The 15,179-nt window shown below is 42.2% G+C and carries 9 protein-coding genes and 1 pseudogene; 7 read left to right on the top strand and 3 right to left on the bottom strand.

The features are described 5' to 3' along the window. Nucleotides 1–100 precede the first annotated feature (100 nt). Nucleotides 101–496 carry a MerR family DNA-binding protein gene (locus tag SHAL_RS14845; RefSeq protein ID WP_012277944.1) on the bottom strand — a complete coding sequence of 132 codons (396 nt, stop codon included), beginning with the start codon at nt 494–496 and terminating at the stop codon, nt 101–103. A 122-nt stretch (nt 497–618) separates the two neighbouring features. On the opposite strand from SHAL_RS14845, the gene SHAL_RS14840 reads away from it, so the two are divergent. The 3 genes from SHAL_RS14840 to SHAL_RS14825 all read left to right on the top strand — a co-directional run bounded on the left by SHAL_RS14840 (nt 619) and on the right by SHAL_RS14825 (nt 7,276). After that, nucleotides 619–2,904: a heavy metal translocating P-type ATPase gene (locus SHAL_RS14840; protein WP_012277943.1), complete on the top strand. Its 2,286-nt coding sequence runs from the start codon at nt 619–621 to the stop codon at nt 2,902–2,904. Between the two features lie 300 nt (nt 2,905–3,204). After that, entirely contained in the window at nt 3,205–4,797 is a 1,593-nt protein-coding gene (locus SHAL_RS14835) for an ABC-F family ATPase (RefSeq protein ID WP_012277942.1), read from the top strand. Nucleotides 4,798–5,635: 838 nt separating this feature from the next. Then, nucleotides 5,636–7,276 (top strand): phosphoethanolamine transferase, encoded by a 1,641-nt coding sequence (locus SHAL_RS14825; RefSeq protein ID WP_012277941.1) that lies wholly within the window; start codon nt 5,636–5,638, stop codon nt 7,274–7,276. A 373-nt stretch (nt 7,277–7,649) separates the two neighbouring features. Here the strand turns inward: SHAL_RS14825 and SHAL_RS22410 are convergent, their stop codons facing one another. Then, entirely contained in the window at nt 7,650–8,774 is a 1,125-nt protein-coding gene (locus tag SHAL_RS22410; RefSeq protein ID WP_012277940.1) for an alpha/beta hydrolase, read from the bottom strand. Between the two features lie 179 nt (nt 8,775–8,953). After that, a complete protein-coding gene (locus SHAL_RS14815) occupies nt 8,954–9,886 on the bottom strand; it encodes a LysR family transcriptional regulator (RefSeq protein WP_012277939.1) in 933 nt (310 codons plus the stop codon). A gap of 170 nt (nt 9,887–10,056) precedes the next feature. On the opposite strand from SHAL_RS14815, the gene SHAL_RS14810 reads away from it, so the two are divergent. The 4 genes and pseudogenes from SHAL_RS14810 (at nt 10,057) to SHAL_RS14790 (ending at nt 15,165) form a co-directional block, all read left to right on the top strand. After that, on the top strand, nt 10,057–11,814 hold the full coding sequence (locus SHAL_RS14810) for an alkyl sulfatase dimerization domain-containing protein (RefSeq protein WP_012277938.1): 1,758 nt from the start codon (nt 10,057–10,059) through the stop codon (nt 11,812–11,814). Between the two features lie 24 nt (nt 11,815–11,838). After that, the gene (locus SHAL_RS14805; RefSeq protein ID WP_012277937.1) at nt 11,839–12,183 is read left to right on the top strand and encodes a hypothetical protein; all 345 of its coding nucleotides are present in this window, start codon (nt 11,839–11,841) and stop codon (nt 12,181–12,183) included. Nucleotides 12,184–12,974: 791 nt separating this feature from the next. Further along, a pseudogene (locus tag SHAL_RS14800) lies at nt 12,975–13,438 on the top strand (VOC family protein). Between the two features lie 779 nt (nt 13,439–14,217). Further along, on the top strand, nt 14,218–15,165 hold the full coding sequence (locus SHAL_RS14790) for a universal stress protein (protein WP_012277935.1): 948 nt from the start codon (nt 14,218–14,220) through the stop codon (nt 15,163–15,165). Nucleotides 15,166–15,179 lie beyond the last annotated feature (14 nt).

Genomic DNA, 15,179 nt, shown 5'->3' with positions numbered 1-15,179 from the left:
AAGTTGCAGGGGCAAGTAGATTGCGGGTAGGTTGTGGATGGGGTGTAGCTAGTTTTCTCGGTTATGAGTCGGCCGTTTATGCCGACCATAGCGATAGGCATTAGTTTGTGCTGTTATGACTTAGGCCTGTGAGTATGGCGCAGTCGGGTTGTTCACCACCATGGCAATCATGGATTAGCTTTGAGAGTTGTTCTTGTAATACGGTGAGTTTGTTTATGCGTAACTCGATATCTTGCAGGTGATGTGAGACGAGCTCTTTTACATCTTTTGCATTACGATGAGTGTTATTTTGAAGTTTAAGTAAGGCTTTGCAATCTTCGAGCGGAAAACCTAATTCTCGACAGTGTTGAATAAACTGCAACGCGTTAACGGCACTGTCGCTGTATTCTCGATAACCATTCTCTCCTCTGTGAGCGACGACTAAATCAATATCATGATAATAACGGATGCTCTTTACCGATAAACCTGTGAGCTTTGCCACTTCACCTATTTTCATCAATACATTCCTCCAGTTAACAATTAAAAATTAATTCAACTAAATTTCAATTTGGCTTTGACTCTCCCCTTATGGGAGACATTACTCTTAGTTTCATCAAGAAACAAATCGGGAATATTCTCATGGCTAATATTAATCTATACGTGCCAAAAATGAGCTGTGCTAGTTGCGTCGCAAAGATTGAGTCCGCATTCGATAAGGTTAATAAAGATCTGCCTGATGGCGAAAGTCATAGCTTATCGGCGAGGGTGAACTTAGCCGATAAACTCGTGTTAGTGTCGGGTGAGATCACAGCGAAACAAGCGATAGCAATCGTCAGTAGTGTTGGCTACGACAGTGAGCTAGTTATCGATGCACAAACCGCTGCAGCGCAAAAAAATGATGATGAACGTAAAGAGTATCGTCTTAGGTTAATACAGGCTGCTATTGGCCTAGGGCTCGGTGTGCCGTTAATGGTGTGGGGCTTACTCGGTGGTGAAATGATGGTGAACAATGCCACGCAACAATTTGCTTGGGGTATTGTGGGAATTATTACCTTGTTGGTGATGGTGCTAACCGGACGACATTTTTTTCAAGGCATGTGGCGCGCCATTAAAGCTAAAAGCGCCAATATGGATACGCTTATCGCTTTAGGCACTAGTGCCGCTTGGAGCTACTCGATGATGGTGGTGATGGAGCCGCAGTGGTTTCCTGCCGATACGAGGCATGTCTATTTTGAAGCTAGCGTGATGATCCTAGGTTTGATTAATTTAGGGCATGCTTTAGAGCTACGAGCTCGTGGCAAAACCAGCGAAGCCGTGCAGCGTTTATTAGGGCTACAGGCTACAACCGCAATCCGAGTCTCAGACACGGGGGATGAAGAGGTTGAGATCAATCAGTTAAATATTGGCGACCGTTTACGCCTTCGCCCCGGCGACAGAGTGGCGCTAGATGGTGAGGTACTCAGCGGCGAGACCTTTATTAATGAGTCTATGCTAACGGGTGAGCCTGTCCCAGTGCACAAGGCGCAAGCTGATAGTATCAGCGCAGGTACGGTTAACGGTAACGGTAGTCTTATCTATCGGGTCACCGCGGTCGCTGAAGACACTAAGCTTTCAAAAATTATTGAATTGGTGCAGCAAGCGCAGATCTCAAAGATGCCCATAGGGCGCTTAACCGATAAAATTTCGGCATATTTTGTGCCGGTGGTTGTCATTATTGCGATAGCAAGTTCATTAATATGGTATCTATTGGGCCCACAGCCCGCGTTATCTCACGCGTTAGTGGTGTTAACCAGTGTATTGATTATTGCTTGCCCCTGCGCATTAGGCTTAGCAACGCCGATGTCGATTATGGTCTCGGTAGGGCGCGCCGCACAGATGGGCGTCTTAGTTCGAAATGGTGAAGCGCTGCAAACTGCCAGCAAGATCACTACAGTCGTGTTAGATAAAACAGGCACTGTTACCCAAGGCTCGCCTGAGGTGACAGAGATTTTGATGTTGGATAACAGCATAAGTCAATTGGACCTACTCGAAGATGTGGCAAGTTTAGAGCAACACTCTGAGCATCCACTCGCCAGCGCCATAATTACAAAAGCGAAGCTGCAATCTATTACGCTCAAGGAGCCAGATAGCTTTACTAATGTGCAGGGCAAAGGGATCACCGGAGTTATCGCTGGACGTCACTACGCCGTGGGTAATATGAGCTTGATGCAGCAAGCAGGTTTAGGCGGCGAGATAGAGGCTGATGCCAATGTAAGTGTAGACGACTTATCTGGTTATCAACAACAGGTGTCAGAGCTTGCGAGTAAGGGCCAAACGCCAGTGTTTGTCGCAAAGGATGGAGTGCTGGTGGCCATCGTTTCGATAGCCGATCCGATAAAAGCCGATGCCGCTCAGGCGGTGCAGGCAATGAAAAGTCAGGGTTTAAAGGTGGTGCTGTTGACCGGTGATAACCCGCTAACGGCTCAAGCCGTTGCTGAAAAAGTGGGTATTGAAAGCGTATTTGCTCAGGTGCTACCCGAGCAGAAACAGCAAAAGGTGCTCGAATTACAGCAAGCTGGGGAAGTGGTGGCTATGGTAGGCGACGGTATCAATGATGCGCCCGCTCTAATGAGCGCCGATGTTGGTATTGCCATGGGCAGCGGCACAGAGGTTGCTATCGAGAGTGCCGACTTCACGCTGCTATCGTCACGACTCATGGTGATCAGCGATACCTTAGCACTGGCGCGAGCAAGCATGACCAATATCAAGCAGAACTTATTTGGTGCATTTATTTATAACTGTTTGGGGATCCCCGTTGCTGCGGGCGTATTGTTTCCATTCACAGGGGTCTTACTCAGTCCCGTGGTTGCAGGCGCGGCGATGGCCTTGTCGTCACTGACTGTAGTGACTAATGCCAATAGGCTGCGTAGCGTTAAACTTAAGTGAGCCATGTTGATAAAAGCTACCATTTCGTACCAGCATCGCAGAGGAGATGATAGCAATATCGCTTTTGAGGGGATGAATGGCTAGGTAGGCTTCATTAAAATGTCACCTCAAATATCCATTGCCAGTTGATAAATTAGGCTAAAATGCTATAATATCGCGCTTAATTTTACAGGTTCGATGCACACTTGCGTCGTCCTTCGGCCGGTAAAGTTGGTTCAGATTAAAACTTGAACTAACTTTACTGGTTTTTGTTTTATCTATGATGACGTTAATCATATAACCAAAAGCGGAATTGTCACTTTGATTACTACAGCTAATATCACCATGCAGTTTGGCGCTAAGCCACTGTTTGAAAACATCTCAATTAAGTTTGGCGGCGGAAACAGATACGGTCTGATCGGCGCGAACGGTTGTGGTAAATCAACCTTTATGAAGATCCTTGCTGGTGATTTAGAGCCAACAGGTGGTAACGTTTCATTAGACGTGAACGAGCGTTTGGGTAAGCTAAGCCAGAACCAATTTGGTTACGAAGAGTTCAACGTAGTTGATACCGTAATTATGGGCCATGCCGAGCTTTGGAAAGTGAAGCAAGAGCGTGACCGTATTTATTCTCTACCAGAAATGACTGAAGAAGACGGCATTAAAGTCGCTGATTTAGAAATGGAGTTCGCTGAGATGGACGGTTATACCGCTGAATCTCGCGCGGGTGAACTACTAATGGGCGTGGGTATTGGTGTTGAACAGCATTTCGGCCTAATGAGCGAAATCGCACCTGGCTTTAAGCTACGTGTACTTTTGGCTCAGGCATTGTTCTCAGATCCAGATGTATTACTACTTGACGAACCAACCAACAACTTGGACATCGACACCATCCGCTGGTTGCAAGAGATGCTAAACCAACGTAACAGCACCATGATTATCATCTCGCACGATAGATATTTCTTGAACTCGGTGTGTACTCACATGGCTGACTTAGACTACGGTGATATACGTGTATTCCCAGGCAACTACGACGAATACATGATGGCTGCGCAGCAATCGCGTGAGCGTTTGATGTCTGACAACGCTAAGAAGAAAGCACAGATTGCTGAACTTCAAGGTTTCGTTGCACGTTTCTCTGCTAACGCATCTAAAGCTAAGCAAGCAACATCACGTGCCAAGCTTATCGATAAGATCAAGCTTGATGAAATAAAAGCATCTAGCCGTGTTAATCCATTTATTCGTTTCGAACAAGAGAAGAAATTGTTCCGTAACGCTTTGATTATTGAAGACTTAACCAAAGGCTTCGATCACCCGCTATTTAAAGATCTTAATATCATTGCAGAAGTTGGCGAGCGTATTGCTATCTTGGGTGATAACGGTGTGGGTAAGACGACATTACTACGTACTCTAGTACACGATATCCCACAAGATTCGGGTACCATTCAATGGTCTGAAAACTCAGCGATTGGTTATTACGCACAGGATCACGAGTCAGATTTTGCTAACGACATGACCTTGTTTGAGTGGATGAGCCAGTGGCGCAAGCCAGAAGACGATGACCAGTCAGTACGTGGTTACTTAGGCCGTATGCTGTTCGGTTCAGACGATATTAAGAAGTCTGTTAAAGTCCTGTCTGGTGGTGAGAAGGGCCGTATGCTGTTTGGTAAGCTAATTATGCAAAAGCCAAACATCTTGCTACTTGATGAGCCAACCAACCACATGGATATGGAATCAATCGAGTCATTGAACAACGCGTTAGAGATGTACGAAGGTACACTAATCTTCGTCAGTCATGACCGTGCATTTGTATCATCATTGGCTAACCGTATTATTGAAATCACACCAAATGGCGTGAATGATTTCAAAGGCACTTATGATGAGTTCCTAACGAGCAAAGGTATCGAAGGTTAATTTTTATAGACCTTGTCTCTTATCTAATTGAGAGACTTAACGGATAGAGCTTGTTTATCGCTTTATAAAAGAGAAAGCCCGAGAAATCGGGCTTTTTTGTGTCTGGAACACTTATGACACTCTTGGTTTAAGGAGCGTCCATGGATGGCAATAATTTTTCGTTTACCTGAAGCACTTATGTCACTCTTAGTTTTAGGTTCGTCTATGGATAGCAAGAATCAGACGTTGTGCCTGAAAGAGTTTCTTAGCCTTCAAATGAAGGCTGGTCATATTTTGTCTGAGCGATTGCTACAGGAAAATGTGCTTGAACTTGTCCCTTCATGGTTACTAATCGTCTATTTGTGACGACAAACGAAGGAGAGTATTAGACAATGCCGAAATAGAGACGCATAGGTCCAATATTCCAAATGACAATGGGATAAAAGTTACTTCTGATTTTGGCAAATTATTTTATGGAACAGTTGGCACATTGCTGAAGTTGACTCACTACTGCGAGTATCAGGAAAGGTAATGAAGACACTGTGTAAATAGTTGATAATACTTTCAATCTGGTTGATGTTTCGCCAAATGCATGCCGATTCACAATACTTTCATTAGGTCGCCTTTAGCAGGTCTTTAGGATGAAAGGATAGAGGTAAGTTTTATCTTTTCCATCATACAGCGGCTTTGTTCAATAAGCTGTGATTCTGCAACGCATTTACCTGCCTCTTGTGGTTTTAGTAGATAAATATGTCATTATTGTTTGACTGTTTAGTCAAAATAGGGATGATGTCTGCTGGGAAATAGCTATCACTGCTGGAAAACTCTTTTGTATATAGAATCTAATAATGTGAGTCATATGATGAAACGCCCCTTTAAGTCTGGCGTATCCTATGCGCTTTTCACCTTAATACTCGCAATCTACTTCTCATTGGTTGTGAACATTCCTATCTATGCCGAGTTGTACACAATATTTAATAATATTAATCCTGTTAAAATTGGCTTTGTACTATCAATTCCAATATTTTTTGGGGCAGCATTAAATTTTCTTTTTAATTTATTTAGTTGGCCTGTTATAGCGAAACCTTTTTTTATCATCTTGCTAATTCTTTCCAGCATTGTGAGTTATGCCGGTTATAATTATGGAACACTCTTTGATTACAATATGATCGCTAATATTGTGGAAACGGATTCGAGTGAAGCGGGGTCTTATCTAAGTAGTTATTCTGTTCTGTGGGTTGTGTTAATGGGCATCATACCCGCATTGATTGTGTTCATGGTCCCCATAGGGATCAAACAGAGTCCGGCTAAAATGCTTTCGATGAAGCTGGTTTCGATGGCGCTATCATTGGTTGTAATAGTGGTGATCGCAGCCCTATATTATCAAGACTACTCATCGGTTGGTCGTAACAATCGCTATTTGAAAAAAGCCATTATTCCCACTCAGTTTGTCTATAGCACTACCGAGTACATCTGGAAAACCTTTCTTTCAGTTCCACTTGAATATCGCCAAATTGGATTGGATGCCAAACAGACAGATTCAACTCTCGCAGCATCCGAAAATAAACCAACGTTAATGGTACTTGTTGTAGGTGAAACAGCACGTTCACAAAACTATGAATTAAATGGTTATCCTAGAGATACCAATGAATACACCCGCGATCTCGGTATCATTTCATTTCAAAACGTAAGTTCATGCGGCACGGCCACCGCAGTCTCAGTTCCCTGTATGTTTTCATCGATGACGAAAAATGAATTCAATCGAGATGTTGCTGATAATCAAGATAATGTATTGGATATCTTAAAACGCGCTAATATTGCATTACTGTGGAAAGAAAATGATGGCGGAGATAAGAATGTTGCTGCTCGCATCGATAAAGTAACCATTGAACGTTCGAATAAAAATGAGTTTTGCGATGGTATGACATGCTATGACATGGCTTTACTGGACAACCTTGAGCAAGATATTGATTCCCTTGAAGGGAATAGAATGATCATTCTTCATATTATGGGAAGCCATGGGCCGACATATTATAAGCGCTACCCAGCAGAGATGAAAAAATTTAAACCAGACTGTCCCAGAAGTGATATAGAAAATTGCTCCATAGAAGAGATTGTTAATTCATACGATAATACAATTTTATATACCGACTATGTGGTCAGCAATGTTATCTCAAAGTTAGAGAAACTTGAAGATAAGTACAATACATCACTTATTTACATATCTGACCATGGTGAATCTCTTGGTGAGAAAGGCATGTTTTTGCATGGTATGCCTTATAGTTTCGCCCCTGATTACCAAACAAAAGTACCACTAATGGTATGGATGTCAGAAGGCTTTAAAGAAACGAAAAACATTAATAGTGAGTGTATTAAAAAAGAAGCCGAATATAATCAATATTCACATGACAATATCTTTCATTCTATATTAGGCGTGATGGACGTTGAAACGAGTGATTATAAAAACAGTTTAGACATATTTAGTTCTTGTAAAGTGTAGATAAAGTTAATAACCAGAATAAAAAATCCAGACGAGCATGGATGCTTAACAGGCTCTTAGATTTGGATATCGTTGCAAGCCTGCCTGACCTCCATGGATGGAGGTAATGCCAAATTCAGTATGGAACTGAATTGGCCCTGTAGGCTCTGCGATGACGTCTGATGTAAACGGATTCACAAAAGCCGCGGTGACATGGACGTCATAGAGCGGCCCAGTCATCGAAGCTCGCAGTTGTATCTACACCGGGTAATTGGTGTCTTATTTTGGGCTATAGCGGCGAGATACCTAGTTTGTAAATACCTAAAAACATTTTCTCGTTTCATGAGTCATAAGATGTGATCCCGCTTTTCACCTCGAGTGTGATTAGAACGTTCTACTTACTTTCAGGCAGCAAAATATCCTCTAATTTGAAAGTTACTGTTACCTTAGTGGGGGTAATGTCATTGTATCTGCCGATATACGCATCAGAAAAGTTATTCATTTCTGCGTAAAAGTTAGTTCTGTCTTTACCCGGCAGCATATAAAAACCGTGAGAGTGCGCTTCGTAAATATGTAAATCCGCATGTGAGCCTGCATCACGAAACGCTCGGTGTAACAAAATCGTATCACTCAACATTAGATCACGAGTTCCTGCGACCAAGATACTTGGTGGGAAACCTGTAAAGTCACCATAAACTGGCGAAAGGTAAGGGCTTTTTGGATCTAAATCACCCACATATAATTCTACCGACGCTTCAATGAGCCCATCCCAAGTACCAAGCAAAGCATCAATACCATCATTAACAAATCGACTGTCTGGATTTTTTAATACATCCGCCGCTGGCGTACCGATAAACAGTGCCGCTGGAAGTGGCATGCCGAGATCTCTCATTCGTAACGTGGCCGCTGTAGTTAAGTTCCCTCCCGCAGAGGTTCCCCCCATCATAATAGAGTCAGCTTGACGCTCAGCAAGCAGTGAGTTCCATACCGTAATAATGTCATTCAATGCTGCTGGCGCTGGGTGAACAGGCGCTTTTCGGTAATTGACGGAAACAACAGGCATTTGCAACTTATGTGCAATCACTACCGCTTCACGCAGCAAGGCATCATTGCCTCCATAAATCCACGCACCACCATGAATATGAAGGAACAGGTTATTCGCATTTTTCTCTGAAATGTTAGCAGGCGTTAAGGTATAGATTTCAACGCCGTTTATGTTTTCTACGCCGTACTTTACATTTAAATCTTTTGCCGCTTGACGACCTTGAACTTCTGTTGGGTGATTAAATTCAGAGATATGCGCTTTCCACTCACCGTCAGTACTTGGCACCGCTATCGCTTTCACTGATCCGCTGTTTAATGGCGCAGGTAAAACAGCCAAGGTATTTTGTACTTCTTGTGAAGCATGAACAGGAATTGGCAGCGATTTTTCGGTCACTTTTAGTGGATTTTGTCCACTCGCTAATATCGAGAATGGTGTCAGTGCGAAAAGTGCTAAAGTCAGGGTTGTCTTTTTCATATCAGGCCTTTAATTGCATATTTAGTCTTCGATTAGAGATGAAGATAATCACCTGTTATCGCGTCGATAGAGACATTATGCTGACTGGCTTAAAAATAGGATATGAATTGGAGATATTCATATTTGCCCTATCAGTAACGACTTGATAAGGCAGAAGTTTGAAATTGTGGAGGGCGATTTTACTGCTTTGGCTGAGTAACACCATCAAAAAACGTCTGCATGGTCTGATGTAAGAGTTGGTTGAGAGGAAATCCACGTTTGGTTTGAAGATACCCGCCGTTTACTTGAATATTACGCAATTCTTTAGGCAATAGGGGAAGAGGATAAGTTGCGACTTCGTCATCAAGCGCTGTCATGTAACTGCTGCCAAATAAAATGTCATCTGAATGCTTTAGTTGATTAAGCAGCACTCTTGCACTGTGAGTAAGCAAAGAGGTTGTCGCTTGATACCCTTTAGCAAGGTAGATTTCTTCAATCGGAGAGCGTTTAGTATTGATTCCATCAACGATCAATCGTGCAAGAGGAAGATGATGAATATCTTCCCACTCACAGCTCTTTGTCAGTACAGGATGATTCTTCCTTGCGACAAGACAAAGGTTGATGCCTTGCAGTTTGTGCTGATAAATTTCTTGTGGAAGCGGAAAGGCTGAAAAGTGGATCATATAATCCACATGACCATTAAGCATCTCGCTCAACGTCTCTTCTTGCCAATATACCAGTTTAAATTTAGCGTTAGGTAATGCCTGCTTTAGCGCAGTGAAAATACCGTCACCGAATAATTCTAAAAAATAGATATTCATTGCTATAGTGAGCTCACTATCAAATTTCATCGGATCAAAGCTGTGATAAGACTGCATCACTTTTTTCACCGGGTTAAGCATTTCATCCGCAGCATCCGCAAGTTTCTCCGCTAATTCAGACGGCTCGACGCCATGCGCCTTACGAATAAAAAGTTGATCGCCAAAGGTTTCACGCAGCTTGGCTAATCCTCGACTCACGCTGGTTTGTGATATCCCTAGTTGCTCTGCTGCAACCTGTGTTTTTCCTGTTTCTACCACCACTTTTAGCAGCTTTAATAGATTGAGATCCAACTCATCTAGGTTGTTTTTCATCGATATCCCTATGCAAACATGGCTTACTTTTGATGATTCATTCTACACAGATACAGCATAAATGACTTTCTCTTATTCATCGATTTGCATCGGCTATACAAGTTTAATAAACGCAGCAAGAGCACAGTTGCTTAACCGTTTCGTTTTCAACTTTATAGAAGGCCTTATTTATGTTTAAAAAAATTATGGGTGGCACCTTATTACTTTCAACATCTTTATTCGTTATTGCAGAACAATATAATCTCTCACTTAATTACGAACCAGTAATGGCTAATAATGGGGCTATAACAACTTCCCCTGCAGTTAATGTTGATACAGCGTGGGGCGTTGATATACAAGATATTACGATGATCACTGAAGGGGTATATCGTATTTCTGGTTGGGGAATTGGCAATATAATTGCAGTTCAAGCGCCTGAAGGCTGGATAATCATTGATGCGGGCGATAGTGTTACTGCCGCTAAAGAGCAAAGAGCGGCATTAGAGAAAAAGCTCAATGGAAAAATCGAAGTTGAAGCGATTCTATACACTCATTCTCACTACGTGTGGGGCGCATCCGTATGGCAAGGCGATAATACAAAAGTCTATGCCCATGAATGGATGGAAAAACACCTTTTAGCAGACAATGGAGTTAGTCCATTATCGGGTAATTTCAATGCTCGTGCGGTGATACAATTTGGCATGCTACACCCAGAGAAAGGTCCGGATGCTTTTCCTAATAAACTAGGTTTTTCTCTCGATAAATTATCGGCAGAAAAAGGCTATCTCTCTCCAGAGATCACGTTTACACATAATGAAATAGAATCACATCGCATTGCTGGCACTGAAGTGGTTGTTTTACCAAGCCCAACCGATGTAACGGATAGTGTTGCTTATTACTTTCCTGAAAAAAGCTTAATGGTCACCAACGCCGTTAACGGTGATAGTACGATTTTCAACTTGTACACCTTACGAGGTGATCGGTATCGCGATCCTATCCGATTGGTTGAAGCCGCCGATTTAGTGCTGTCTTATGACTTTGATTATCACGTGGATATTCATGGCGCTGCGAATGTTACTCGTCAATCTGCAATCGATTCTATTCAAGCATTTCGTGATTCGATGCAACTGATCCACGACCAAACGATTCGAGCTATCAGTTTAGGAAAAGATGCTCAAGGTGCAGCTGAATTTGTTTATTTCCCTGAAGCAATGAGAAAAGATAAAGAAACTTATGGCCAAGTAGAAAGCCATGTTAAGCAAGTTTATAACGGTACGGTCGGGTGGAATGGTTGGGATGTGTACGATATTAATCCAATGCGTAGCAATGAATTTGCACATACTTATATATCCAGTCTCGGTGGCGCTGAGACCGCAACTAAAATGGTCCGTTCATCTAACCAAAAACAAACAGTAGAAGGCTGGCAGTGGTCTTTATATCTAACTTCGCAACTGCTTGAGGTTGACCCCATTAATGCTGAGGTAAAACAATTTCGTGCCGATGCTGCTCGTGCTCTTGGGCAACGAACCAGCTCAGCCAATGCGCGCGGATTTTACATCTCAGAAGCCCTATTGCATGAAGGGCAACTTTCTTTAGCAAACCACAGCATTGATAATTTCCAAACATTAAGCCAAATGCTTGGCTCAGTCGATAAAAACAAACTAGAGCAATCGCCGATTGAAAATAACGTGAATTACCTTCGTTATTTAGTTGATACACGAAAAGCGGAGAGCTTACATGCTCAGTTTAATCTAAAAATGAGTGATAGCCATACTTTGTTTGGTATCGAATTACGCAACGGGATTATCCAAATTAGCCCACAACCGAATAATGGTGTCACCGTCAGTTTATCGCATTCGCAATGGAGTAATGTCGTACTTGGAAATACACGATTTAATCAACTTGATGCTTCATTAGGTGCCTTTGATACCGCATTGACTATCAACTAATCAACAAGCAAATAAGGAGCACTAATGGAGATAACGACCTATTTGAATGATCGCCCTTATCGTATCCTTGATATGGGCGAAGGAGGTTGCTATTTATTCATTGTTTCTACTGTGAATAACGAGCCTCTCAAGGAACTAGAATGGATTCCCCATATCGAGAAGAGTAGAACGGTGATTATGGATCTGTCACTTGCTTGGAATGCTCCTATTGAAACTCTGACGCAAAAGCATTTAATGCAAATTTCCTCAGATATCCATTTGCTGGTTGATATTTATTGGCTAGAAGAAGTTTGTATCAATCTCCAACAAGGCAATGCGTTTTTATACGGTCATTTAAAAAAAGCGTTGAACGAAAGGTTTATCGAATAGTTGGCTAGTACCCTTGAGGGCGAAGGTTTCTTCTAACCTCAAGGATTGAAATTTATCGTGACCAATACGAGGAAGTGCACTTTTCTAGCTCCTTCTTCGAATCAGGTTAATCTTAGTTAAGCGACTCTTACCATACTGAGTTAATTCATGGTTTGTTGTGGTGTAGTGGATTAGATAATTTGGTCAGACATTTGTAGAAGATCTGGAATAGAAAAAGTTATTCGAAAGATTTGACTGTTCAGAACTTCGTAACTCGTTTCTATCAAAAAACGAGTTTGTAACATCTTAGGGATCTAATTCGCAGAGATAAATAGTCAGATGTCGGTGCGGCTGTGGGCTTCGGTTTCAAGGATGAAACCGCAGAGCAGCCAAGGAGGGCTTTATAGCGTCCCACAGAAGTAGCGACATGTGAGCTGACTACGAGCTGTTGCCTTTCTTCGTGGCCTCTTTGTTCCAATAACATCCGTGTTTAACGGCCAGTTCGCTATCCCTAGCTCTCGCTTATTAGCACATGGCTTCGCCATATTCGCCGTGGTGAGCAGCTTTTGTCCAAAAGTGAGTTAAGCAAGTCTTATCGATTTTTTCATAGGCTAGTAGGCTCACTGCCCCCCATCTCACCATCGAAGTGGCTTTACGTTTTACAAAACACCAAGGAGGGCAAGCTGAAGGTGGTTATAATGAAAAGTTATCATATGGATAATTATTGATAATTTATAGTTTTCATTGTCTAGACCTATACTCTCTCCATCGAAATGAGTAACCAATATAACTTTTGAGAGTGGAGCAAAATGATGAAAATGAGTCACGTTGGGATCATGCTCGGTGACATGGACAAAGCCGTTGAGTTTTACACTAAAGCACTGGGCCTATAACTGGTTATGGGTAACACTCAAGTTATTGAAGAGCGTGAGACGGCCATTGGTAGAATGTATATAGCCGTTTTCGGTGACGGCTTCAAAGGTTTCAATATTGCTCACCTAGTGACATCTGATGGTATTGGCGTTGAACTGTTTGAGATGGTTGTTAGTCAAGAGCGCCATGAAGTGGACTTCTTACGTATTGGTATTTTCCATTTCTGTCTTCAAACTGATGACTTTGAAGGTGCGATTAAACGTACTGAAGAATTTGTGTGTAAGGGTGGTGACTTATGCGTTACCACCCTGAAGATGATAACAAACAAGCAAAAATGGTTTATCTAGAAGACCCGTTTGGAAACTTGTTTGAGCTTTATTCGCATACTTACGAAGAAACTTAGTGTAAAGGTGGGCGCGTCTGACTACGAGTAATTGATTCTGTAGCGAACAACTCGCAACGAACAGTGAAAAGGGGTTAGTTGCCATATATCCTATCTACACATTTGGATGCAGTAAAAAGAGGGCTACATTTTACAAGACGCTTTACCTTTATTATAGTGGCGTATAACAAGCCTCTAAATTAAGCCCCATCAAGGCTATTACACCATTCGCTGAGAAAAGGCTTATTGTTTACAAGGAAGTTAATTATGGAGTTTTTTTTTCGATTGTATTAGGTTTGTTTTTTGCCTAAGCCCTTTGTATTTCTTTGTGATGTCATATTTGCATTATAAGAAAAAAATTAAGCCTTCTTCGCGGACAGGGTATTCAGCAAAAGGTCAATTTGTTATGGGTCTAGCTTTTGTATTCGCTGTTATCGGTATAGTAGTACGGCCAAGTGTTGGTACTCTCGAATGTGTATTTGTTTATGGTGTTTTAATATTTGCTGGCCTCTTACTTGAGGGAAAGGAAAAAACTAACTTGAACAATTGGTAAAAAATACCTACTCATTTGACAAAGTGGTGGAGCGGGAAAATCTCCACACTTTGGAAAAAATAGCAACTCTTCAGCCTCATTTCACAGTTCATATTTCACTCTCAGATTGGCAAATTTTCCTGTGTCGAACAATACTTGAAAGGATCTGTTGCGTTTAGCAATGTTTTTCGTCGCTAGCAATAAACAAAACGAGACATTTTAAAGCTCAACGCCAGCCCTCAAGGTGCTCCATATCACGGAGGTAGAGATGAAAAGCTTCAAGAATATATTATTTGTTAGTCAGGGATTGCCTAGTGACAGTGACTCCATAGGGCAAGCGCTGCGACTGTCTCAGGCTAATCATGCACGGGTAAAAGGCTTGATTGTTTGTCCTGCGCTCTCACCTAGCTCACACAAAATAAACGCTCAATATCAAGACATCTATGAAAATGCGCTGCGACAAACAGTCAATCAACAGATAGATAAAAGCAGGCAGGAAAATCATATTGCCGAGGCGGATGCTCCCTTGCCTCTGGAAGTCTTTAGTGGCGAAAAACCGGCGGTAAACATCATAAAAAATATCTTACAGCATAAGCACGATCTGTTGATTAAAGATGCTGAACCTATGGCTGGAACGGGTGAAGGGTTCAAGGCTATCGACATGACATTACTGCGCAAATGCCCGTGTCCTGTTTGGCTTAATCGTTTAGTCCATCAACCGTTGGACAAACGACAGGTTGCAGTTGCGATAGATCCCATTAGCACGAGCCTTGAAGAAAATGCACTCTCAATTAGAATGTTGCAGTTAGCTCGCGATACTGCCAACAGGTGTGACTACCGCCTGCATGTTTTATCTTGTTGGGAATATAATCTTGAAAGTTACTTGAGAAACAGTCTCTGGATTAAAATTGACCAAGAGGAACTAAACGCAGAGCTTGAAAGTTTAAGAGTCAGTCATCGCAAAGCATTAGACAGCCTCATTGAACAATCTGGCATTGGTGGTGACATTATTATTCACCATCTGCAAGGCGCTGCGGATGTTCAAATCCCTGAGTTCGTCAACGAGAAAGAGATCGATATCTTAGTTATGGGCACCTTGGCAAGGACGGGTATTCCAGGCTTTGTTATCGGCAATACCGCAGAGAATATCTTGCAATCGATTAAGTGCTCGTTAGTGGCGTTAAAGCCTGAAGGCTTTGAGTCACCGATAAGTTAACGGATAACACTATT

Source organism: Shewanella halifaxensis HAW-EB4 (assembly GCF_000019185.1).
GTDB lineage: Bacteria > Pseudomonadota > Gammaproteobacteria > Enterobacterales > Shewanellaceae > Shewanella > Shewanella halifaxensis.
The sequence above is the reverse complement of the archived record's forward strand: the minus strand, read 5'-3'. Positions and strand labels throughout refer to the sequence as shown.

Bases quoted from the DNA above. Each gene is read 5' to 3' on its own strand.
- SHAL_RS14815 (WP_012277939.1), bottom strand. From the start codon at position 9,886: ATGAAAAACAACCTAGATGAGTTGGATCTCAATCTATTAAAGCTGCTA.
- SHAL_RS14810 (WP_012277938.1), top strand. From the start codon at position 10,057: ATGTTTAAAAAAATTATGGGTGGCACCTTATTACTTTCAACATCTTTA.
- SHAL_RS22410 (WP_012277940.1), bottom strand. From the start codon at position 8,774: ATGAAAAAGACAACCCTGACTTTAGCACTTTTCGCACTGACACCATTC.
- SHAL_RS14845 (WP_012277944.1), bottom strand. From the start codon at position 496: ATGAAAATAGGTGAAGTGGCAAAGCTCACAGGTTTATCGGTAAAGAGC.
- SHAL_RS14840 (WP_012277943.1), top strand. From the start codon at position 619: ATGGCTAATATTAATCTATACGTGCCAAAAATGAGCTGTGCTAGTTGC.
- SHAL_RS14790 (WP_012277935.1), top strand. From the start codon at position 14,218: ATGAAAAGCTTCAAGAATATATTATTTGTTAGTCAGGGATTGCCTAGT.
- SHAL_RS14825 (WP_012277941.1), top strand. From the start codon at position 5,636: ATGATGAAACGCCCCTTTAAGTCTGGCGTATCCTATGCGCTTTTCACC.
- SHAL_RS14805 (WP_012277937.1), top strand. From the start codon at position 11,839: ATGGAGATAACGACCTATTTGAATGATCGCCCTTATCGTATCCTTGAT.